The following is a 23792-nucleotide window of genomic DNA, read 5'->3' as shown; positions in this document are numbered from 1 at the left end:
AACACAACCCTTACAAGGAGTCGTGCATTATCATGAAAACATTATTTATCGCCCCTGTTGGCAAAATTCAGAGTTTAGCTTCCACTTCTCTCGCGCTTGTTAAAGCCCTCAAAGACTCAGGCATGAATGTGGGATTTATCAAACCTATCGGTAGCGATCATAATCATTCATCTGAACTCTATCGAACCCTATTTCAAGATGAAACCCCTTCCCCTATTTTAGAAGCCGATGTCAACGATGCAATTCGTCATAATCAATACGATGAACTACTTGAAAATGTTGTTGCGAAAGTGGCAGAAGTGAGCAAAATTCACGATATCGTTGTAGTAGAAGGTTTGACCTATCAAAGTGATCGTCCATATACCCATGATCTTAACGCCGATATCGCAAGAACCCTCTGTGCGGGTGTTATCTTTGCCGGCAATGCAAAAGAGGATAGTGCCGAAGAAGTCGCCGCACAATTTGATTTGAATGCTTATATCTACAGTCAAGCGCATGTGTGGTTTGCAGGCTACATCATCAATCATGTCACTAATCCCGATGCGATGACCCAAATCACCCATCTTTGCCAAACAGATTTCTGCCGTAGCCTTGATCTGATGGGGATTATCACGGAAGCAGAATCTGCTAAAGATGATCAAGCTGCAGTTGCCCATATCGCACAATCACTTAATGTGACCAAACTCATTGAAGCACTTAAACAGCCATCACCAAATAGAATGCCACCTTCCGCATTTCGTTATAAACTCATTCAAAGCGCACAACAAGCGAATCGCCGCATAGTCCTTCCTGAAGGTGATGAGCCTCGGACACTACGTGCAGCAGCGATCTGTGCTGAACGTGGTATTGCACGCTGTGTACTGCTTGCAAATCCTGAGACGGTTGCGGAAGTTGCTAAAGCGAATAATATCGTTATTCCAACGCAAGGTATTGAAATTATCGACCCTGCAACCATTGCTGAACAATATGTTGCCGGCTTTGTCGAACGCAGAAAACATAAAGGTGCAACTGAAGAAACTGCGCGCGAAGCCCTGAAAGATAGCGTTGTAGTTGGTACCATGATGCTTGCTGAAGGTCATGTTGATGGGCTTGTTTCGGGTGCTGTACATACAACAGCTGATACCATTCGTCCGGCCTTCCAATTAATCGGTACTGCTCCCGATTCCAAAATGGTATCAAGTATCTTCTTCATGTTGATGAAAGATCAAGTGCATGTTTACGGGGATTGTGCTGTTAATCCTGAACCAACGGCGGAACAATTAGCGGACATTGCCGTACAATCTGCTCGTTCAGCGGCTATTTTTGATATCGAACCTCGTGTTGCAATGCTCTCTTACTCAACAGGTACATCTGGTGCTGGCCCACAAGTAGAAAAAGTGGCAGAAGCGACTAAGATTGCACAAGAGAAAGCACCTGATCTCATGATCGACGGCCCTCTACAATTTGATGCGGCAAGCGTCTTAAGCGTTGGAAAACAGAAAGCACCGAATAGCAAAGTCGCGGGACGTGCAACGGTCTTTATCTTCCCTGATTTAAATACCGGTAATATTACCTATAAAGCGGTACAGAGAAGTGCGAATGTCGTCTGTATTGGTCCGATGCTGCAAGGTTTAGCAAAACCGGTAAATGATCTTTCTCGTGGCGCTTTAGTGGATGATATTGTTTACACAATTGCTATTACAGCACTACAAGGAAATCAACAATAGGAATCATAAGAATTGATACAATATCGATTTCTAATGGATAATTCCTAGACAAAATAGAGCTCAATCAAAGAATTCATCATGAATCATACTCATTGAGCGCACTTTTTTTGTTATAATAAGAAGCTACTCAAAATTTGAGTAGCTTTTTTATCACTCTACTGATTTCTGATTTATTTAATTAATCGAGGATTGCTGTGCCCATTATTCGTCGATCACAAAAAGAACCGTTCTCCGCCAAACAGATGTATGAATTGGTGAATGATGTGAATGCCTACCCCACCTTTTTACCATGGTGTAAAGGCGCGCGTATTATTAGCGCAACACCTACAATGATGGAGGCATCCATTTTGACCGCTAAAGGTCCTCTCAATAAATGGTTTACGACACGTAATACCCTCGTTGAGAATGAAAAAATTACACTAAACTTAGTGGATGGTCCTTTTAAGCACCTTCGAGGTGAATGGAAATTTCAAGATCTTCCAGAAGGAGGGTCTGAAATCCATCTTATGATCGATTTTGATTTCTCTTTTGGCCCGGCACGCCTTATTCTCACCCCTATTTTTGAAAATATTGCCGGTAGTATGGTGTCTGCTTTTAGCGCTCAAGCAAAGGTTCGTTATGGTCGAGAACTTACCTAATCCCCTCTTTATTACGATTGAGTTCGTGCTTGCTTTACCAAATGAGCAACCTCGTGAACAACAGAAGTTTCAACAAGGTATCACACTCACAGAAGCGCTCCCTTTCTTCTCGCTCTACCATCGCGCACTGAAAGAGATCGAAAACCCACAATGGGGAATCTTTAACCTTAAAGTAGAGGACGATTACCTATTAAAAGATGGGGATCGTATCGAAGTCTACAGACCGCTCATTATCGATCCCAAACAAGCCCGGCAAATTCGTGCCTCTCGGGATGCCCGTTTTCAGCGAAAAGGTACCCGCCCTAAAGCAGAACCTTAGCAATAAAAAGGTGCGGGTATTTATCAGCCTCTATCCCTATATTGCCATATTGTCAATTCATACATTCTAATAAGATCAATTCAAAATAAGCTTACTCAAATGCCGGCATATCAATTGCAAGAATTAAGAATGCTGTTCTTCATATAATCACTCAGAAAACTCGAACTGTCTCCATGCTTCATATACCGCAATCGCCACACTATTAGAGAGATTAAGGCTACGACCTGCATTGTCTGCCATCGGTAGGCGCAAGCGGTATTGGGGATCTAAATTAAAGATAAAATCTTCTGGCAATCCACGCGTTTCAGGACCAAAAATAAGTGCATCATTCTCTGCAAACTTCGCCTCAAAAAAATTACGACTGCCTTTAGTGGTCATTGCATAGATGGCATTCGGTTTAATTGCCGTAAGACAGCTCTCTAAATTAGTCCACACTTTCATATCCGCCCATTCCGCATAATCAAGCCCCGCTCTTCGAAGTGCTTTCTCCTCTAAACTAAATCCTAAGGGTTCGATAAGATGTAATTGCGCCCCACTATTAGCACATAATCGGATAATATTCCCGGTATTTGGGGGAATTTCTGGCTCATAGAGAATTACTGATAGTTTTTTGTTCATACTGACAATATCCTTAATAAAAAAGATCTTACGATTCCCGTAAGATCTTTTCGAAATACACTGAAATAATTTAAAATAATTTGAAAAATAATCAAACTAAACTATTCAATTCCGTTTATTTTTGTTGTGCTTTCGCTGCTTCCACAAAAGCAATAAAGAGTGGGTGACCATCGCGAGGGGTTGATTTGAACTCAGGATGCGATTGAGTTCCCACAAACCAAGGATGTTCTTTAAGCTCAATAAAATCGATTAAACCACGATCTTTAGTGCGACCTGAAACAACAAAGTTTCCATCTTGTAATTGATCGATATACTCAAGGTTCACACCATAACGATGACGGTGGCGCTCACTCACATCTGCTTGGCCATAAGCGGCAAATGCTTTTGTACCTTCTTGCAACGTCGCAGGCTGTGCACCAATGGTCATATAGCCTTTAAACTCGTCTGTTTCGCTATCTCTTTGTGGATCAAGCATCTGAATCACAGGATACGCAACCGTTGGATCAACCTCACTCGTATTCGCGCCCTCCAATCCTAAAACATTACGCGCATATTCTACAACTGCTAATTGCATACCTAAGCAGAGGCCTAAGTAAGGGATACCATGCTCACGCACATATTGAATTGCACGAATTTTACCCTCTATACCACGTTCACCAAAACCGCCAGGGATAAGCACGGCATCAACATTTGCGAACACTTGATCAAGCTCTGTATCATCCATTGTCTCTAAGGATGATGCTTCAACATAATGTAGTTTTATGGCTGTTTTTGTTTGAATACCTGCGTGAGAAAGTGCTTCATTAATCGATTTATAGGTATCGTTTAGCTCAGTATATTTCCCAACAATCAGAATATTCGCGATAGAATCCGCCGCTGCAATATTCTCAAGCACTTGATCCCATTCAGAAAGATCCGCTTCAGGTGCTGTCATATTAAATTGTTCTAATACAATACGATCTAATGATTGATCATGGAGCATTCTAGGGATTTTATAGATTGAATCGGCATCAACACAAGAGATCACTGCCTCTTCAGAAACTGAGGTAAAGAGTGCAATTTTACGGCGCTCATCTTGTGGAATCGCTGCTTCTGTGCGACAAATTAAGATGTCAGGTTGAATACCAATTGAACGAAGCTCTTTGACAGAATGCTGTGTAGGCTTAGTTTTCACCTCACCCGATGCTTTCAAATAAGGCACCAATGTTAAGTGTAAAAAGAGTGAATTACGAGGCCCCACTTCTGTACGAATTTGGCGAATCGCTTCTAAAAATGGCAATGACTCAATATCACCGACCGTTCCACCAATTTCGATAATCGCAATATCTGATTCACCAGCAACACGGTAAATACGATCTTTAATTTCATTGGTAATATGAGGAATGACTTGAACAGTATTGCCATGATATTCGCCGGCACGCTCACGTTCAATAACGGTTTTATATACACGTCCCGCACTGACACTGTTCCGACGAGTTGCAGTCATACGCACGAAGCGCTCATAATGTCCTAAGTCTAGATCCGTCTCAGCGCCATCATCGGTCACGAAGACTTCACCATGTTGAAACGGGCTCATTGTCCCGGGGTCCACGTTGATGTAAGGATCAAGCTTCATCATTGTAACCTTAAGGCCTCTCGCCTCTAAAATCGCACCTAAAGAAGCTGCTGCAATACCCTTGCCTAAAGATGAAACTACGCCACCTGTGACAAATATAAAATGTGTCATGAACCCACCCTGAAATTTATGTGAATAAAAAGTCTATCAGGGATCATATTGTAGTATATTTTCCGCTAGATTTCGATAACTATTACACGTTAATTTTCAGTCAAAAATTTTTTCTTTTCGAATCAACCCTCATTGCAAACGATTCAAACACTGAACATCCCATTCAGTTCATTCCTGCGAAATAACTTAAAATAAAATAGCTTAAAATATTACAGTCAATTTTGTATAGAAAGAGATCCAATCTCTCACAATACTAAGGGAGCAATTTATGTAGAGATTGAGTATAATTGAATTTCACGCATTTTCTATTATCTCTATTTTCTTAGTGCTAGAAAGGTTTAAACAAATATTATGTCAAAGATCAATACACAATGTGCTAATGCAATTCGTGCTTTAAGCATGGACGCGGTTCAAAAAGCAAACTCTGGCCACCCAGGTGCCCCTATGGGCATGGCAGAAATGGCAACAGCGCTTTGGGGGCTTAATCTCTCTCATAACCCCAATAATCCCCATTGGATCAACCGCGATCGTTTTGTTCTCTCAAATGGTCATGCTTCAATGTTACTCTATTCTCTTCTTCATTTAACGGGTTATGCGCTCTCGATCGAAGATATTAAGAACTTCCGTCAACTCGATGCCAAAACCGCAGGTCATCCGGAATATGGTTTTGCAGATGGTATTGAGACAACAACCGGCCCATTAGGTCAAGGAATTGCGAATGCCGTTGGTTTTGCGCTTGCAGAAAAGATGCTTGCCGGCACTTATAATACCGATGATTTAACGATTATTGATCACTATACTTATGCCTTTCTAGGCGATGGTTGCATGATGGAAGGAATCTCGCATGAAGCTTGTTCTCTTGCCGGTACGCTAAAACTCAATAAACTGATCGCACTTTATGATGACAATAGTATCTCTATTGATGGAGATACTAAAGGCTGGTTTACAGATAATACAAAAGAACGTTTCTTAAGCTACGGCTGGAATGTCATTGGCCAAATCGATGGCAATAGTATCGAAGCAGTTGATCAAGCAATCAAAGAAGCAAAAAAATCAGATAAACCTACGCTCATTATCTGTAAGACATTGATTGGTAAAGGATCTCCCAACAAAGAAGGTTCTGAATCGACCCATGGTTCGCCATTAGGTGCAGATGAAATTGCCGCTACAAAAGCAAACATTGACTGGAATTATGGCCCATTTGAAATACCTGAAGAGATCTACAATGCTTGGGATGCAAGAGAAGCGGGTGATGCACGCGAAGAGACGTGGAATGCACTCTTTGATCAATATGTTGCAAAATATCCTGAGAAAGCAGATGAACTATTACGCCGTATTAGTGGTGAATTACCCGAAGATTTCGCGAGCACTTTAGAGACAGCGTTACAAAATCTTCAAGTAAAAGGCGATAACATTGCAACACGTGTTGCGAGTAAAAATGCACTTGATCTGCTCGCGACGAATCTTGCTGAAATTGTCGGCGGATCTGCAGATTTAACACCTTCTAATAACACTTTCTTTAAAGGTAGCAAAGATCTTAATATCGCAACTGGCGAAGGTAACTATATCCGTTTTGGTGTTCGTGAATTTGGTATGGCTGCGATTATGAATGGTTTAGCACTTTATGGTGGCTTTATTCCTTACGGTGCAACCTTCCTTGTCTTCTCTGATTATGCACGTAATGCAATCCGTATGAGTGCCTTAATGGAGCAACGTGTCATCTATATCATGACCCATGATTCTATTGGTCTGGGTGAAGATGGCCCAACGCATCAGCCCGTTGAGCATGTTGAATCACTTCGCCTAATTCCGAACTTAAATGTATGGCGTCCATGCGATGCTGTTGAAACATTAGTGGCTTGGGGCAATGCTCTACAATCAGAAGGAACGCCTTCACTCCTTGCCCTTTCACGTCAAAACTTGCCACATCAAGCACGTGATAGTAAAGCATTACAAAATATTGCTAAAGGTGGGTATGTACTGCTTGAGAATCAAGATGCCGATATTACGCTATTAGCAACCGGTTCTGAGATTGCGCTTGCAATAGATGCTGCTAAAGAACTCAATGCTCGCGTTGTGTCTATGCCATGTGTTGAACTCTTTAGAGCCCAATCAAAAGCATATAAAAATGAAGTATTAGGCACGCATAAAATTCTTGCCATTGAAGCGGGTGTTACACGGGGTTGGTATGAATTTGCTGATGCAGTATTAGGCATCGATCATTTTGGCGCCTCAGCCCCTGCCTCTGATCTCTTTAAGCATTTTGGCTTTACTGTAGATCATGTGATTGAGATGGCTCAATCCCTACTCGCCGAATAGTCGATATACAAATAGGTAAAAGCTAGTCGCTAAAAAATTGCTAGCTTTTACGCTTAATATCTTCTAGCCTTTTAGGGTCGTTCTTAGGCACTAAAGATAGCCACCATAAATGCTATATAGACAATTAAAATCTGACACTTATTAAGACAAATAAGCCATTAATATATTGATTTTTATTTTCATAATATTTTTGAATGTTAACGTTCAATGCAATAAGGCAATCTACTCAAAATCATATTAATGATCTCTCTTCTTGACAAATTCAAATAAAATTTGCGCTATGCTTCTAACCTTCAACTTAAAGATGAGAATTATAGAGAAGATTGAGATAATATCAGTGCAGTAGTGATGCTAGGTCAATCAACTGTATGATCTTTTGAGCGTCTAAAAAAATATAGTGCTAGAATGATCGGCTATAATTCTATTTTTAACTCAATTTTTATGGGAGCATTTATGAAGCGTTTAATATTAGCGTTTACTGCCATGGCATTTTCACCTGTTTTTGCACAGGCACCTGAACAACAAAGCATCGTTCCAACCTTGATTCTATTTGGTGGTATGTTTGTTGTGATGTATTTTCTTATGATTCGTCCACAACAAAAACGTGCGAAACAACATCGTGAACTTATCAATTCACTTAAAGTGGGTGATGAGATCCTTTTAAGCTCAGGATTTGTTGCGCGCATTCGTGCAATCGATGAAAACTATGTGAGTGCTGAAATTGCACCAAACGTTGTGATCAAAGCACAACGTCAAGCAATCAGCTCTCTTCTTCCAAAAGGAACCTATAAAGAGAAAATCGATTCTAATAACACGGCGGAGAAAGCTGAGTAATCGTTATACTCTTGGTTTCTGTTCGTAAGCTTAATTTTGTAATGTTATCAATATGATAAACATTTGAAGCAGAATTAGGCTTGCGACTTATTTGATTTCAATATAGATAAAAAGTAACCCATATTATGCTTAATCGATATCCACTTTGGAAAAACATCCTGATTTTCGGGATCATTATCCTCTGTACTATTTTGGCACTGCCCAACTTTTTTGGTGAAGATCCTTCTATTCAGATCTCTCCCACAAGAGATACTCAGATCAATCAAACATTAGTCGATCGCATTGATTCAGCCCTTAAAGAGAAAAACTTTGATGTGAAAGCGATTGAAGAATCGCAAGATCAAATTTTGATTCGCTTTAGAGATACTGAAGAGCAATTGAGAGCGAAAGATCTTCTTGATGGTATGCTTCAAGATCAATATCTCACCGCCCTCAACCTTGCGCCTGATATGCCCGATTGGCTCTCTAAGTTTGGCTTGCAACCGATGTATCTAGGGCTTGACCTTCGTGGTGGGGTTCACTTTTTACTTGAAATCGACATGGAAGGGCTTATTACGCAGCTCACCAACAGCTATGCCGAAAGTATTCGTGCAACGTTAGTCGACAAGGGGATTACGCCACTGATTGAAGTGACCGATCCTCAAACAATCAAAATCTCCTTTGGGAGCGCCAATGATGCGAACCGCGCACGTACGCTACTCTCTACGAATCAAGCATTTATGGAGTTGAGCTTTGATCCTAGTGGCAATGACCTTATTGCTCGTATTAGTAATAAAGAGATCAATGAGCGCAAAGCAAGCGCCGTTACCCAAAACATCACAACGCTACGTAAACGTGTTAATGAACTCGGTGTCGCAGAACCTGTTATTCAACAGCAAGGTCTTGAGCGTATTGTTGTGCAATTACCAGGAATTCAAGATACTACACGCGCAAAAGAGATCTTAGGAACGACAGCAACACTTGAGTTTCGTATTGTTGATGATCGCTCTGCTACAGAAGCCTATAAGGCTTTAGAAACAGGGCGCGCACCTTTAGGCACTAAACTCTATCTCACAAGAGATGGCGTTCCATACCTTCTCAAAAGACAAATTATCTTAACAGGCGACTCCATTGTGAAAGCAACTGCTGGAGTTAACCCTGAAACTAAATTACCTGAAGTATACATTACCCTAGACTCAAAAGGTGCTGATCGTTTTGCCGAAGGGACTAAAGCTAATATCAAAAAACCGATGGCAACAGTCTTTATCGAAAATAAACTACAAACCACATTTGATGAGAATGGGAATGAAGTTCGTAAGAGTATTACCACTGAAGAAATTGCCAACGTTGCCACAATTCAGAGCCAACTCTTCTCTAACTTCTCCATTTCAGGGATTAACTCACTCCAAGAAGCCAATAACCTTGCGATTACCCTGAGTTCAGGAGCATTAGCTGCACCTATTCATATCATTGAAGAGCGAACCATTGGACCAAGTGCTGGTAAAGAAAATATTCAACGCGGAGTTGATGCTGCTGTTTACGGCCTTTTAATGGTGATGGTCTTCATGGTCATTCGTTACCATGGATTCGGTATGGTCGCCAATGTTGCTCTTGTTGCGAACTTAATCTTAGTACTCGCTGTCCTTTCGTTACTTCAAGCAACCTTAACGCTTCCAGGAATTGCCGGTATCGTGCTGTCACTTGGGATGAGTGTCGATGCCAACGTTCTGATTAATGAACGGATTCGAGAGGATCTGAAGAAAGGAAGCTCACCGCAACAAGCGATTAATAATGGTTTCGGTAAGGCATTCGGAACGATTATGGATGCGAACCTTACAAGTCTCTTCTCTGCAATTGCCCTCTTCTTTATCGGTTCAGGCCCCATTAAAGGCTTTGCAGTAACACTCTCTGTAGGGATTATTACTTCTGTTTTCACCGCTGTTTACTTTAACCGTGCGATTATCAACCTTATTTACGGTGGCCGTCGCCAAATTAAGAAGCTTTCAGTGGGCAGCAAAGAACGCCTTAAAATCTTCTCAGGCGAAACCACTTATGACTTCATGAAATATGCGAAGTTCTGGGTAGTGACCTGTATCGTAATCTGTGTTTTTGCGGTAGGTATCTCGATCACTAAAGGCTTTAAACTCGGCCTAGACTTTACAGGAGGCACAGAAATTGAAGCAGTCTATAGTGCGCCAGTTGAGATCGATACCGTACGGGATCGATTAGAAGCAGCAGGCTTTGAATCTGTGGTTGCACAACATTTTGGCTCTGCTCGAAATGTTTTAATCAATATTCCAACCACTGACGACATAGAGCGATCGACAGTCATTACTGAAACATTAACCGCAGCTTTAACACTCCCTGATAACCCAATGTCAATTCAAAAAATTGACTATATTGGCGCAAAAGTCGGTAGTGAATTAGTCTCTGATGGTGTCATGGCTTCTGCTTTAGCAATCTTCTTGATTCTCGTCTATATTTGGTTCCGTTTTGAATGGAAACTGGCATTAGGTACAATTCTTTCTACAGTCCATGATGGCCTATTTGTGGTTGCGGCATTCTCGGTACTTGGGCTTGAGTTTGACCTGACATCACTGGCAGCTATTCTCGCTGTCATCGGTTATTCGGTGAATGATACTGTGGTTATTCTAGACCGTATTCGAGAAAACTTTAAATCAGATCGTGTGAGCACACCAAGAGAGATTATTAACGCCTCTATTAACCAGACGCTTTCAAGAACCGTGATGACATCGATCACAACATTCTTAGCGGTATTGGCACTCTATATCTTTGGTGGTCAAGTGATTCATTCCTTCTCACTCATCATGTTGATCGGTATTGCCGTAGCAACTTACTCTTCGATTTTTATCGCTGCAGCAGGTGCTTATGTCTTTGGACTTAAACGGGATGACTTAATTCCCGCACCTGTTTCTAAAGAGGGGGCCGTGATTGAGGAAGGTGATCAAAATAGCATCGCACCTTAGTCGAGAGCGATAATTCCATCTCATTCTAGATATAGAAATATCTTGAAATATCATCTCAAAAACCTTTACCGCGGGAATGCAGTAAAGGTTTTTCTTCATCTAGCGATTTTGCTAGAATAGAGGGCATTCATTTTATATTCATATTTATTTTTATTACTATCGTATTGATATATGTGCATTGATCATCTTTTATTTTTATTGAGATTTTTATTGAGATTTTGATCATGCTCTAACGATTATTGAGCTATCATAGAGCATCACATTTTCTAACTCGACCGATAACTTATTACTAAAGATTATTAAAGGATCATATCTTGCGGCAGGATTCTCCCTCACAAAATAAACCTTCACTTCTTGCGCTCTTTGCTAAAACAGCAAACGTAACGCTTTTTGTTGCCACCATTTTAATCGCTGTGCTAATGCTCATTAGCTTCTACAGCTATCATCCCCATGACCCGGCATGGAGTAGTGCAACGGCATCTTCAGAAGTGATCCATAATTATGCCGGCGAACAAGGCGCCTATTTTGCCGATATTATGTTTTCAGCAATTGGCAAAACCGCCTGGTTAATCCCCTTTTTATTGATCGGATTTGGCTATCAACTCTTTCTCAAAAGACATATTCTGACCGTTTCTCTGCATGTGGTTACAATCCGAATGATCGGCTCTCTTCTTGCCATTTTTGCACTCTCCGCCCTACTCGATCTTCATAGCGGTAATGGTGGCATGATGGGAGGATTTATTGGAACCGAGCTCACTAATTTCTTAAGCGTTGTCCTATCGATAGATAATCTCTTATTAGTCTATATCGCTAAAATATTCTTCGCCATTTTAACTTTGGTTGGTTTCTATCTTATTACTGGCAGAGGTCCCATTGGCTGGGCTGATTATTGTGGTTTTATTACACTATGGCTCATTGGTCAAATTTTCCCCCCAAAAAACAGTGACACAATCAATGAAACGATAATACCATTACCGAAAGCACATATCTCAACAGATGGTTCTAGAGATGGCCCTTTTGAGCAGGAAGCCATTGATCGTATGTTAGATCAAGATGAACGAAAAGCCCCGACCTTCTTCAATAAACTCTTCCCCCAAAAAGAGGATGCATCAACGGCTGCCTATATCGAGCTTGATGAAAAGTTACTGCAAGAAGATGATTACGAAACGAATACACCCATTCTACATCAGGAAAACAGTAGTTATCGCTACAATCCTATTGAACGTGAAGCCCAAAAGGATTCAGAAATAAGTACTGATCATAATGATAAATCTACCATTCCACCTATTTTCCGCAATCTACAACGCTCGAATGAATCTGCCAATACTCAAGAGTCAAAGGCAGCATCAACAGAATCTAAAACTTTAGATCCCTTCAACCGTGAACTTGAGGATTGGGATCAATTTATCCGCACACCGCATATGGAAGCTAAAGATAATCAAGCAGAATCAGAGGAGAAACCCGCTAAGAAAAAGGGGATTCCATCCATCTTTAAAAATCTTTTTAAAGCAAGAAAGCGTCCTATGCCGGCACAAGATCGTCTGACAGATTCTATTGAGCCTACGCTTCATTTAGATGAAAATCATCACGACACTTCAAGCTTATCAATAACAGCCCACAAAGCAAAAGATACGAGCTTAGATATCACCAATAGAGTATCTCATCTAGATACCACTACATCTTCTGCTGCTGCCGAATCGCTAGAAGAAGAGAGATTAATCCTTGAACCTTCAGGCTTACAATTTGCCATTCAAGATCCCAATGAACTTAAAACTCCGGAAGCAGCGCCAGAATTATCACAGCCTGATCCTCTTAATATCTCATTTGCCGAAAGCAGTCACGATGATAATGAGGTTATCAACCATTTTATAGAAGACGTGATATCCCCTGACACCTCCTATAGTCAAAATACCGTATCACACGATATAGCCGTCGATCAAACGGTACCGCAATCGATAGTAGTGCCAACAGCAACATCCGCTACAACCACCTCATCTCAAACAGCAAATGCAACAACGGGAATGGCTTTCAATCCCCAAACAGGCATGATGGAAGCCAAACAGGTGCTCTACCCAATGGCAGGGAAACTACCGGGGTTAGAGCTACTTGGTAATCCGCCGGCAACAGGCGAAAGCTACGATCCGGAGGAATTACAAGAACTTGCGGATCTGATCGAAAGCCAATTTAAACACTTCAATATCGAGGTGAAAGTTGTCAATATAGAGCCGGGGCCCGTTATTACTCGTTTTGAACTTGATCTTGCACCCGGCGTTAAAATTGCGCAAATTAACAACCTCAATAAAGATATCGCAAGAGCGTTATCGGTTGCAAGTGTTCGAATTGTCGAAATCATCCCCGGCAAACCCTATATTGGCCTTGAAATCCCGAATAAAAATCGACAAACCGTCTACTTTAAAGAGGGACTTTATGCCGATGAATATCGAAATAGCCATCATCCTTTGACCATTTTGTTAGGGAAAGATGTCTCAGGAAAACAAGAAGTGGCTAATCTTAAAGATATGCCACATCTTCTGATTGCCGGAACAACCGGTTCAGGGAAATCTGTCGGTATCAATACCATTCTCTTGAGCCTCCTTTATAAAGCATTGCCGGAAGATCTACGCCTCATCCTCATTGATCCAAAAATGTTGGAGCTATCAGTTTATGATGGCATTCCTCACCTTTTAGCGCCCGTTGTAACAGATATGAAAGAATCTGCTAATGCGCTACGCTGGGCCGTTGTGGAGATGGAGCGTCGTTATCTTTTAATGAGTAAATTACGAGTCCGTAATATCAATGGCTTTAATAATGAAGTCAAAGCTGCGATTGCCGCCGGTGAACCGCTGGATGATCCGCTTTGGAATCCTGCCCATGAAGTCTCTGATTATGCGAAAGCACCGAAGCTTGAACCCCTTCCCTATATTGTAATCGTGATCGATGAGCTTGCCGATATGATGATGAGCGTTGGGAAAGCAGTTGAAGAACTGATTGCTCGCTTAACGCAAAAAGCGCGTGCTGCCGGTATTCACTTAGTGGTGGCAACACAGCGCCCTTCTGTGGATGTCATTACAGGGTTAATTAAAGCGAATATTCCAAGCCGAATTGCATTCCAAGTCTCGAGTAAAATCGATTCTAGAACCATTCTCGATCAACAAGGGGCTGAAAACCTACTAGGTCAAGGAGATATGCTCTTCTTCCCAACACGCGCACAGTTCCCTATTCGTGTACATGGTGCATTTGTCACAGATGATGAGGTCAACCGCGTCACAGACTTCCTCCGCTTAACCGGTGCTCCTAACTATGTAGATGATATTCTAAAAGAACCGACAGAAGAGATTCCTGGATTATCAGAGAATGCTGCTGGCTTTACACCATCGCCGGAAGATATCGAAGATGTCTTATACGATGAAGCGGTGAAGATTGTGCTTGAAGATCAAAGACCCACAATCTCCTATGTTCAACGTAAACTGCGCATCGGTTATCAACGCGCCGCACGCTTAATCGAAACGATGGAAGAGCAAGGCATTGTGTCTGCCCCTGCAAATAATGGTAACCGAGAAATTTTAGTGAAATATGACTAGTGAACATTCAATCAATGTACGCTTCAAGAATAAAACAGGATATATCTTAGGAGAGATCTCATGTTACAAACTGAATTAGACCATCTTTATACAGATTCCCCAGAACATGCTATTCCCGTGGAGATCATCGAATCTCTAGAGGATGCCGATCTCTCTCTAGAACAACAGCAACAGCTTCACTCCTTACATCCAGATTCATCACTTAAAGCTAATGAATTTATCCCTCTTTTTGATGAAAAGGGGATTTTAGTACGAGTATTAGTCGGTGCGAATACTCTTGAGCCATTTTTCACTTTAGGTGAGGCCTATCAGAAGTTACCTGAAGGACACTATCAATTATCAGCTGATTTATCCGATCAAACCCTGTTTGAGCATTTACTCGCCTTTGGTTTAGGGGCTTATCAATTTGATCAGTATAAAGCTAGAAAAAATCGAAAAGTCAGTTTCTATCTCCCTTATATCATTCAATCATCGGTTAAAAATGCGCTCAGTGCACACTATTTAACCCGCGATCTTATTAACGAACCGGCCAATGCCTTAACGCCTGATAATTTTTCCACCCAAATTCGGGCTGAATTAGCCGGTTTACCCGTTGAAATCAAAGAAATTGCCGGTACTGATCTATTAAAACAGAATTTTCCATTGATCTATACCGTAGGGGCCGCTAGCCGTTATCAACCGAGATTGATCGAAATTACCGCAGGCGATGCCACTTTCCCCAAATTAACCTTAGTAGGTAAAGGTGTCACCTTCGATTCTGGCGGGCTCGATATTAAACCTTCCAATGCAATGCGTTATATGCAAAAAGATATGGGCGGTGCGGCACATATGCTTGCACTAGGTAAATGGATTTTACAAGAAAAGTGGCCCATTTCTCTACGAATCCTATTGCCAATTGTCGAGAATAGTATCTCTGAACGATCTATGCGCCCAGGGGATATTGTCAAAAGTCGTAGCGGGATTAGTGTTGAAATTGATAATACCGATGCTGAAGGTCGATTAATTTTAGCAGATACCCTTACCTATGCGCTTGAGCAATCAACTGATCTACTGCTCGATTTTGCAACCTTAACCGGTGCGGCGCGGGTAGCATTAGGCCCTGAAATCCCGGCATTGTTTAGTAACAATGAAGAATTTGCCAACCTGATGATTCAATCGGGAAATAATACTTGTGATACCGTTTGGCGCCTACCATTACACCAACCTTATCAAGATTGGATTGAGAGCGATCAAGCAGATATTAGTAATTCAGGTTCTGTACCTTATGCAGGTGCGATTACCGCAGCTTTATTTCTTGCACGTTTTGCTAAACTACAAGTACCTTATGCACATATTGATGTTATGGCATGGAATATTCGCCATCGCCCCGGCCGTCCTAAAGGCGGAGAAGCGATGGGATTACGGGCAGCCTTTCTAGCGCTTAAAGCCTATTTTAAATTGCCATAGTGGTATAGATAAATACAAAATGCTGATCTATAAAGCGTTTATAAGACTCTATAAAAGTATTATTGACTAAAAACGCCCTCAAGCGAGCGAATGAAATTTAGGAATAATAGAGGCTTGTAATAGCACTTCTGATGATTTTCATTTACAATAATTTTGCGTATCTTTCATACTACATACTATATACGCTAAAATCTATGAACATGACGATGACTTATCATAATCATTAGAGATTAAAATGACCTGATACTATTTTAAGTTCTCCCCTTTGACTTGTAATTCTATTGAAGACGATGAAACAGACTCTCCGAACGTTATTTTTATTACCGATCATCCTTTTCAGCTTATTGACGATTGTCTTAGCTGAAACAGGCTTTTCTGCGTATATTGTCGATCATAAGAGCGGCAAATCAATTTATGAGCATGATGTAGATGCTAGGCGCTACCCTGCATCATTAACGAAAGTAATGACGCTTTATATTATTTTTGAGGATCTCTCAAAAGGGAAAATCTCACTAGATACAAGAATCCCTTTCTCTACCAAAGCAGCAGCACAACCGCCTTCGAAAATTGGTGTACCGGCAGGTGAATCAATTTCGCTTGACCTTGCGATTAAAGCCTTGATTGTCAAATCAGCCAATGATGTTGCGCTTGCTGTTGCCGAGAAGATTGGTGGATCACAAGAGGGATTTGCGAAACGGATGAATGCTACCGCAAAAAGGTTAGGTATGCATAGCTCTCATTTTGTCAATCCTCACGGATTATTTGATGAGCAACAATATACAACCGCTCGGGATATGGTCAAACTAGGAATAGCGATTCACAATCATTTCCCTAAATATTACCCACTCTTTCAAACTGAAACCTTTGTTTATAACGATGTTGTATTCAAATCTCATAATCGCGTCAATAAAGATTTCCCCGGCGCGGATGGCATCAAAACAGGCTATATCCGCAAGTCAGGGTTTAATCTCTTAACGAGCGCTAAACGCAATAATAATCGTGTTTTTGCGGTTGTCTTAGGGGGTAGAACCACACAATTACGAGATGATCTAATGATCTCGATGTTAGAAGAGAGCTTTAATAATGGCTATAGAGGACGGTCTGTTCGAGAAATTTCACCCGCAATTACGCGTGATATGACAGTGCTCTTTACCCCGACTAAAACGAAGCCTTCAGATAAAACACTATTAACAGATTCTAAACGAAAATTATCACAGCCTAATACTGCCGTGGTAACAGCACCTGTTAAACCTAAAACTGCACCTAATCTTAACTTAGCCATAACCCCTGAGTTAGTACTACAATCCACTCCAGAATATAGTGCCGGCGATTATTCCTTTGGGAACGAACCCATTAAGGGGCCGATTATTAGTGCCTCTAACGCTAGTCATGCTGTTCAAGTGGGTGCCTTTAAAGATTATAATGCGGCACGAGATAGCGCTCGTAAAGCCTATGAAAAAGTTCGTAGAGGTACAGTTCAAATCTTCAATACCGGAGAATATTACCGCGCCCTCTTATCAGGACTAGATGAACAAGAAGCCGAAAAAACTTGTAATAATCTGCGCCAAAAAAGTGTGGAATGTTTTGTTATCATCCTATAGAAGATAATGATATACCATAAGATATATCATAAGATATATTATAAATTGTAATAATATTATTTAGATTATATTATTTTGATGATATTATTTTGATGATATTATTACGGTAATATTTTACCAGGCCAGTAGATCTATTTCTATTCGCTCATAAGAAACCTCTAACTTCGCTTTTGCAAGCTAGAGGTTTTTTTATCTCTTCACAATTGAATTATTTTTAATTAAAAAATGGAAACTAGATCAAGATATTTTTAAAAAAACAGGTTCCAGCGCGCAACAAAATACCAATTAGAGTAGTAGTATGATACCCTTATAACCAGTTAAATAGTAGCAAAAAAGAGGCTTTTACGGCATTTGCTCAGTGCAGAATATTTGAAGTGAAAATATTATATATATTTACAGGAGTTAATCTATTTTTGTATTATTTTAACTCTTCGATTTGTGTTTGAAACTTTCTAAGATTTTAGATGATGACCTATAAAGGAGATCTCATGGAATCGTTAAAACCGGTTAAACCTATTCCTGGACTTATTGCCCTCGGAATAACCCTCGTTATTTGGTTTATTATCCCTCCACCTGAAGGTGTACAAGAAAATGCCTGGCATCTATTAGCTCTCTTCATCGGTACCATTGCTGCGATTATCGGCAAAGCCCTTCCTATTGGTGCAATTTCAATTATTGCCATTGCAACCGTTGCTGTCACACAAGTCACTAATCCCGGAAATGCAAAAGCTGCATTAGATGATGCACTGAGTGGCTTTTCAAATAACCTGATCTGGTTAATCGGGATCTCCATGATCATCTCTATCAGTATTACCAAAACAGGTTTAGGGGCTCGTATTGGTTACTGGCTCATATCACTCTTTGGCAAGAGAACGCTCGGAATTGCTTATTCCCTCACCTTCTCGGAGCTCATTTTAGCGCCGGTCACACCCAGTAATACCGCTCGGGGCGGTGGAATTATTCATCCCATTATGCGCTCTATTGCCACAAGCTTTGATTCTATGCCTGATGATCATGCATCATCGAAAAAAATGGGACGCTTCCTGGCATTAGTGAACTACAATACCAACCCAATCACCTCAGCAATGTTCATAACTGCAACCGCACCGAACCCTATGATCGTTAACTTGATTGCGGAAGGTTTAGGTTCAGAGTTCCGTTTAAGCTGGAGTGCCTGGGCTATTGCCGCAGCAGTTCCCGGTATTCTATCTCTCATCATTATGCCATTAGTGATCTATTTTATCTGTCCACCTGAAATCAAGAAAACACCTAATGCACCTGAACTTGCCCGTGCAGAGCTCAAAAAATTAGGCAAATTCTCACTAGCAGAAAAAATCACCACAGGTGTATTTATTCTCTTGCTCTTAATGTGGGCGGAAGTGCCTGATCTTCTCTTTGGCTTCCCTATCAATGCAACCACTGCCGCTTTTATCGGGCTTGCAATTCTCCTTCTCACCGGTGTTCTGACTTGGGATGAAGCACTAAAACATAAAAGTGCATGGGATACCGTTGTCTGGTTCTCCGCGCTCATCATGATGGCCACCTTCCTTGGCAAACTTGGATTAATCAAATGGCTTGCCGGCGCGGTAAGTAGTAGTATTGATGTTCTCGGCTTTGGTTGGGTTATTTCAATGCTCATCCTTGTACTTGTATATGTCTATACCCATTACTTCTTCGCAAGTACAACAGCACATATCACTGCTATGTTTGCCGCTTTCTTAGCCGCAGGTGTCGCACTCGGAGCACCACCAATGCTATTAGCACTTACCCTAGCATTCTCATCATCACTGATGATGTCGTTAACCCACTATGCAACAGGGACTGCACCCATTATCTTCGGTTCAAATTACGCAACCTTAGGCGAATGGTGGCGTGTTGGATTCGTGATGAGTGTCGTCAACCTTGCCATCTGGTTCTACATCGGCGGTATGTGGTGGAAAATGCTTGGTTATTGGTAGACAGAAGAGAAACACCCTTTATACTCAAAAAATAACTAGATAGCATATTTAATGTGATGCCATATATAGTGATATATAGTGATATATAGCAAAGATACAAAAACCGGCGATCTTTAAAGAAGAACCTTTTAAGATGGCCGGTTTTCTTATGTCAGAACTTAATCAATAACCCAAGCTATGTCGATTGCAATAACGATTATTCATAAATTAAAAACGTTATAACTGCCATTCAATCGGATCTTTACCTTGTGCTACTAAATAGGCATTCGTTTGAGAGAAAGGGCGTGAACCCAAGAAACCACGATAAGCCGATAGTGGCGAGGGATGTGCACTTTCTAATATCAGATGTTTAGATCGATCAATTTTAGCCCCTTTCTTCTGCGCATGACTACCCCAAAGAATAAAGACAAGATTTTCATAATTCATCGCTAAATAATCAATCACTGCCGAAGTAAATTGCTCCCAACCAATCAATGCATGAGAGTGAGCCTTCCCCTCTTCCACCGTCAATACTGTATTGAGTAAAAATACACCTTGCTCACTCCAAGCGGTCAAATCCCCTTCTTGAGGAATTTTAAGCCCCGGGATATCAGTTGCTAATTCTTGATAAATATTTCGAAGCGAAGGCGGGATTTTAACGCCTTGATGGACTGAAAAGGCTAAACCATGCGCTTGTCCAAAGCCGTGATAGGGATCTTGACCTAAAATCACTACTTTGATCTTATCCGGTGCACATTGAAAGGCACTGAAAATATTCTCTAAGGGTGGAAAAACGTTCACCCCCTCCTCTAATGAATGAGCAATTCCTGATTTTATCTTGTTAAAATAAGGCTTTGTCATCTCATTTTTGATAAAATCAACCCAATTCGGATCAATATTCGTTAAATCAAATTCCACAAGAACTCCTTATCGCTATTATTTATCACTTTAAACACAATGACCTCATTGTAATCAAGGAAGATTAATATGCCAAACATCATTCAAAATCTCCTCATTGTTATGCTCGGCGCTTCCCTCGGGGGTGGCTGTCGCTATCTTTTCACGCTTATTGAAACAAAACTCACAACCCCTATTCAGATCTCAACATTACTAGTTAATATTATCGGTGGATTATTAGCAGGCGCTATTGCCGGCTACTTACTACAAAAACCGGATCAAACAATCCGTCTATTTCTCATTGTCGGATTTTGTGGGGGCTTGACAACCTTCTCTAGCTTCTCACTTGAGGCAATGAATCTACTGCAAAATCGCGCTTATCTCTATGCATTTTTGCTGATATTACTTCACTTTCTGGGAGCCATTAGCGCGACTTTTGCGGGCTTTACCTTAATGCAACGTGTTGTATCGTAAGATCGGTTCAAAATAAGCTTATTTAAGGGCCGGCGTATCGGCTGTAATAAGTAAGGAAGCCATTCTATCCGGCATCTTGCAAGTGTTGTTTAAAATCATTTTTCTTAAACCAAATTTACTACACTATACTTCATTGATCTCATTATTCCCTACAAACAATATAAAAAATCACTGTCCACTTCAGTGAACAGTGATTGGTTTAAATATTACTATCATGACTGAAAGATCAGTCAATCCAACTTATACATTGAAACGGAAATGGATAATATCGCCATCCTGTACAATGTACTCTTTTCCTTCTAAGCGCATTTTACCTTTTTCTTTAGCGCCATTTTCACCGCCAAACTCAACAAAGTCATTATAAGCAATCACTTCTGCTCGGATAAAGCCGCGTTCAAAATCGGTATGGATAACGCCGGCGGCTTGCGGTGCAGTAGAGCCTTTTTTGATTGTCCAAGCACGAACTTCTTTAACACCCGCCGTGAAATAAGTTTCCAAATTTAAAAGCTGATAGCCCCCACGAATAACGCGGTTTAATCCTGGTTCTTCAAATCCCATATCCGCTAAGAACATCTCTTTATCTTCTTCATCTAATTGAGAAATCTCTGCTTCAATTGCCGCACAGATCGGCACCACAAATGAGTTCTCTTCTGCTGCATACGCTTCTACAGCATCAAGTAACGGATTATTCTCAAACCCATCTTCATTCACATTGGCAATATACATCACCGGTTTTAATGTCAAGAAATGGAAATCCCGGAGCAACAATTTCTCTTCTGCATCTAAGCCTAATGAACGAAGACTTTTCGCTTCATTCAGAACAGGTAATGCCTTATTTTTTAACAGCTCAACTTGTGCAATCGCAGTTTTATCGCCACCTTTCGCAATACGCTCAAGGCGCTGAACACCTTTCTCAGCACTTGCTAAATCCGCAAGCGCTAATTCTGTATTGATCACTTCAATATCATCAATGGGATTAATTTGCCCTGAAACATGCACAATATCATCATTCTCAAAACAACGAACCACATGAGCAATGGCATCCGTTTCACGAATATTCGCTAAGAATTGATTCCCTAAACCTTCCCCTTTTGAAGCACCTGCAACTAAACCTGCGATATCTACAAAGTCGATATAGGTTTGTTGAACACGCTCAGGATTCACGATTTTAACAAGGGGCGCTAACCGCTCATCAGGCACATTAACACGACCAACATTCGGCTCAATAGTACAAAATGGGTAGTTTGCCGCATCAATGCCGGCATTGGTTAATGCGTTAAAAAGTGTTGATTTACCAACATTCGGAAGACCTACAATTCCACACTGAATAGCCATACAAGATTCCTTTAAAATTTATTGTCGATGAAGCTCATTCATCGCTTTTTCATATTCACCTGCCACGAATTGAGGCAAGACACTTCGGGCTGCATCAATCGATCTAAAAATAGCATTCTCATCCGCTTCAGGCGTCTTTGCTAATACGTATCCCGATACTTGAGAAGCATGCCCAGGATGACCAATACCGATCCGAAGCCGCATAAAATCTTTTGATCCTAAGAGCGCCATAATGCTCTTAAGACCATTATGCCCACCATGCCCCCCCCCTTTTTTGAAGCGTGCAGTTCCTGGTTCTAGATCTAACTCATCATGAACCACTAGGATCTCTTCTGGTAAGATTTTATAAAAAAGGGCAAGTGCCACTACTGATTCACCACTTTTATTCATAAACGTTTCAGGCATCAAGAGATGAACCTTTTGTACTCCAAAAAGTTGCTCACCTACTAATCCCTTAAAGCGATTATTGAGCGCTAGGGGGCTATTTCTAATACTATCAATAAACCAAAAACCCGCATTATGGCGGGTTCTTGCATATTGAAGCCCAGGATTCCCTAAGCCTACAATCATTTTTATCATACTGAAATACTCAAGTTATGAGAGAAAGGGTGGCAATATACTGATCTAATTAGGCTGATCTCAGCGCATATTACCACTTTTTCAAAATTACTCTTTATCTTCAGCTTCTTCTTCAGCTGCAGCTTCTTCAGTTGCTTCACCCTCTTCCGCTTCTGTCTCTTCAGCTGCAGTACGAGGTTCAACGATAGCAACAACAGGTTGGTCATTCATTTCCTCTTCATTCATGATGTTAACAAATTCAACACCTGGAATTGCAGGAATATCAGAAATCATGATGTGCTCGCCGATATCAAGATCAGCAATATCCACTTGAATTACATGTGGAAGATCTTTTGGTAAACATGATACTGCAAGTGTTGCTTCATGAAGAAGAACGATACCGCCGTGAACAACGCCTTTTGCTTTCTCATCATTGATTAATTCAACAGGAATATCAACCACGATTGCTTCATTTGCACGAACGCGTAAGAAGTCTAAATGGGTAATGATAGGCTTGTATGGATGACGTTGAACATCACGTAAAATTACAGCTTCATCTTTGCCATCTACTTTCAATGTCAAAATTGAGGTGTAGATATCTGCATGACGGAAATTTTTTAATACCGCGTTGTGGTTTAAAACTAAGCTTACTGCATCTTTGCCTGCACCATAAACGATTGCAGGGATATTTCCTTCGCGACGTAGGCGGCGGCTCGCACCTTTACCCATATCTGAACGAACGGTAGCTTCAAAAATAAAATCTGACATTAGTCACTCCAATAATATATTGTTTAAAATGCGTTACAACCGCGACCAGTTGTAACAGTCAAGCTCGTG

The 23792-nt window shown here is 41.0% G+C and carries 17 protein-coding genes; 11 read left to right on the top strand and 6 right to left on the bottom strand.

Annotation, left to right across the window (positions count from 1 at the left end; translation table 11 throughout):
- Positions 1–32: 32 nt before the first annotated feature.
- The 3 genes from pta to WMO13_RS03020 all read left to right on the top strand — a co-directional run bounded on the left by pta (position 33) and on the right by WMO13_RS03020 (position 2663).
- The gene (pta, locus tag WMO13_RS03030; RefSeq protein ID WP_026878263.1) at positions 33–1706 is read left to right on the top strand and encodes a phosphate acetyltransferase; all 1674 of its coding nucleotides are present in this window, start codon (positions 33–35) and stop codon (positions 1704–1706) included.
- A gap of 194 nt (positions 1707–1900) precedes the next feature.
- Positions 1901–2344, top strand: a complete 444-nt coding sequence (locus tag WMO13_RS03025; protein WP_026878262.1) for a type II toxin-antitoxin system RatA family toxin — start codon at positions 1901–1903, stop codon at positions 2342–2344.
- Positions 2325–2663, top strand: a complete 339-nt coding sequence (locus tag WMO13_RS03020) for an RnfH family protein (protein ID WP_051396056.1) — start codon at positions 2325–2327, stop codon at positions 2661–2663. The genes WMO13_RS03025 and WMO13_RS03020 overlap by 20 nt, the downstream gene beginning before the upstream one ends.
- 147 nt (positions 2664–2810) lie before the next feature.
- On the opposite strand, the gene WMO13_RS03015 is transcribed toward WMO13_RS03020, so the two are convergent.
- Together WMO13_RS03015 and WMO13_RS03010 are read right to left on the bottom strand one after the other, a co-directional pair.
- Positions 2811–3281: a tRNA (cytidine(34)-2'-O)-methyltransferase gene (locus WMO13_RS03015; protein ID WP_034855184.1), complete on the bottom strand. Its 471-nt coding sequence runs from the start codon at positions 3279–3281 to the stop codon at positions 2811–2813.
- A gap of 115 nt (positions 3282–3396) precedes the next feature.
- Positions 3397–5007, bottom strand: coding sequence for a CTP synthase (locus tag WMO13_RS03010; protein ID WP_026878260.1), 1611 nt, complete (start codon positions 5005–5007; stop codon positions 3397–3399).
- Positions 5008–5358: 351 nt separating this feature from the next.
- On the opposite strand from WMO13_RS03010, the gene tkt reads away from it, so the two are divergent.
- The 7 genes from tkt (at position 5359) to WMO13_RS02975 (ending at position 19712) form a co-directional block, all read left to right on the top strand.
- Positions 5359–7326, top strand: a complete 1968-nt coding sequence (tkt, locus tag WMO13_RS03005) for a transketolase (protein ID WP_026878259.1) — start codon at positions 5359–5361, stop codon at positions 7324–7326.
- Positions 7327–7779: 453 nt separating this feature from the next.
- Positions 7780–8160 carry a preprotein translocase subunit YajC gene (gene yajC, locus WMO13_RS03000; RefSeq protein WP_245601134.1) on the top strand — a complete coding sequence of 127 codons (381 nt, stop codon included), beginning with the start codon at positions 7780–7782 and terminating at the stop codon, positions 8158–8160.
- 125 nt (positions 8161–8285) lie between these two features.
- On the top strand, positions 8286–11126 hold the full coding sequence (locus WMO13_RS02995; protein WP_026878257.1) for a protein translocase subunit SecDF: 2841 nt from the start codon (positions 8286–8288) through the stop codon (positions 11124–11126).
- 314 nt (positions 11127–11440) lie between these two features.
- A complete protein-coding gene (locus tag WMO13_RS02990; protein WP_051396054.1) occupies positions 11441–14707 on the top strand; it encodes a DNA translocase FtsK in 3267 nt (1088 codons plus the stop codon).
- Between the two features lie 60 nt (positions 14708–14767).
- The gene (locus WMO13_RS02985; RefSeq protein ID WP_034855182.1) at positions 14768–16153 is read left to right on the top strand and encodes a leucyl aminopeptidase family protein; all 1386 of its coding nucleotides are present in this window, start codon (positions 14768–14770) and stop codon (positions 16151–16153) included.
- A gap of 290 nt (positions 16154–16443) precedes the next feature.
- Entirely contained in the window at positions 16444–17754 is a 1311-nt protein-coding gene (locus tag WMO13_RS02980) for a D-alanyl-D-alanine carboxypeptidase (RefSeq protein ID WP_051396053.1), read from the top strand.
- Between the two features lie 488 nt (positions 17755–18242).
- Positions 18243–19712: a DASS family sodium-coupled anion symporter gene (locus WMO13_RS02975; protein WP_026878255.1), complete on the top strand. Its 1470-nt coding sequence runs from the start codon at positions 18243–18245 to the stop codon at positions 19710–19712.
- Between the two features lie 216 nt (positions 19713–19928).
- Here the strand turns inward: WMO13_RS02975 and ung are convergent, their stop codons facing one another.
- Positions 19929–20609 (bottom strand): uracil-DNA glycosylase, encoded by a 681-nt coding sequence (gene ung, locus WMO13_RS02970; RefSeq protein WP_270049092.1) that lies wholly within the window; start codon positions 20607–20609, stop codon positions 19929–19931.
- A gap of 69 nt (positions 20610–20678) precedes the next feature.
- Between ung and WMO13_RS02965 the strand changes: the two genes are divergently transcribed.
- The gene (locus WMO13_RS02965; protein WP_034855180.1) at positions 20679–21062 is read left to right on the top strand and encodes a fluoride efflux transporter FluC; all 384 of its coding nucleotides are present in this window, start codon (positions 20679–20681) and stop codon (positions 21060–21062) included.
- 240 nt (positions 21063–21302) lie between these two features.
- On the opposite strand, the gene ychF is transcribed toward WMO13_RS02965, so the two are convergent.
- From ychF to WMO13_RS02950, 3 genes are all read right to left on the bottom strand, one after another.
- Complete coding sequence (gene ychF / locus WMO13_RS02960; RefSeq protein WP_026878252.1) at positions 21303–22397, bottom strand: redox-regulated ATPase YchF; 1095 nt, start codon at positions 22395–22397, stop codon at positions 21303–21305.
- Positions 22398–22415: 18 nt separating this feature from the next.
- The gene (gene pth, locus WMO13_RS02955; RefSeq protein ID WP_034855178.1) at positions 22416–22976 is read right to left on the bottom strand and encodes an aminoacyl-tRNA hydrolase; all 561 of its coding nucleotides are present in this window, start codon (positions 22974–22976) and stop codon (positions 22416–22418) included.
- 87 nt (positions 22977–23063) lie between these two features.
- On the bottom strand, positions 23064–23723 hold the full coding sequence (locus tag WMO13_RS02950) for a 50S ribosomal protein L25/general stress protein Ctc (protein ID WP_026878250.1): 660 nt from the start codon (positions 23721–23723) through the stop codon (positions 23064–23066).
- Positions 23724–23792 lie beyond the last annotated feature (69 nt).

This window comes from Ignatzschineria larvae DSM 13226, from assembly GCF_038500265.1.
Lineage (GTDB): Bacteria > Pseudomonadota > Gammaproteobacteria > Cardiobacteriales > Wohlfahrtiimonadaceae > Ignatzschineria > Ignatzschineria larvae.
This window is presented reverse-complemented; position numbering and strand designations above follow the sequence as displayed.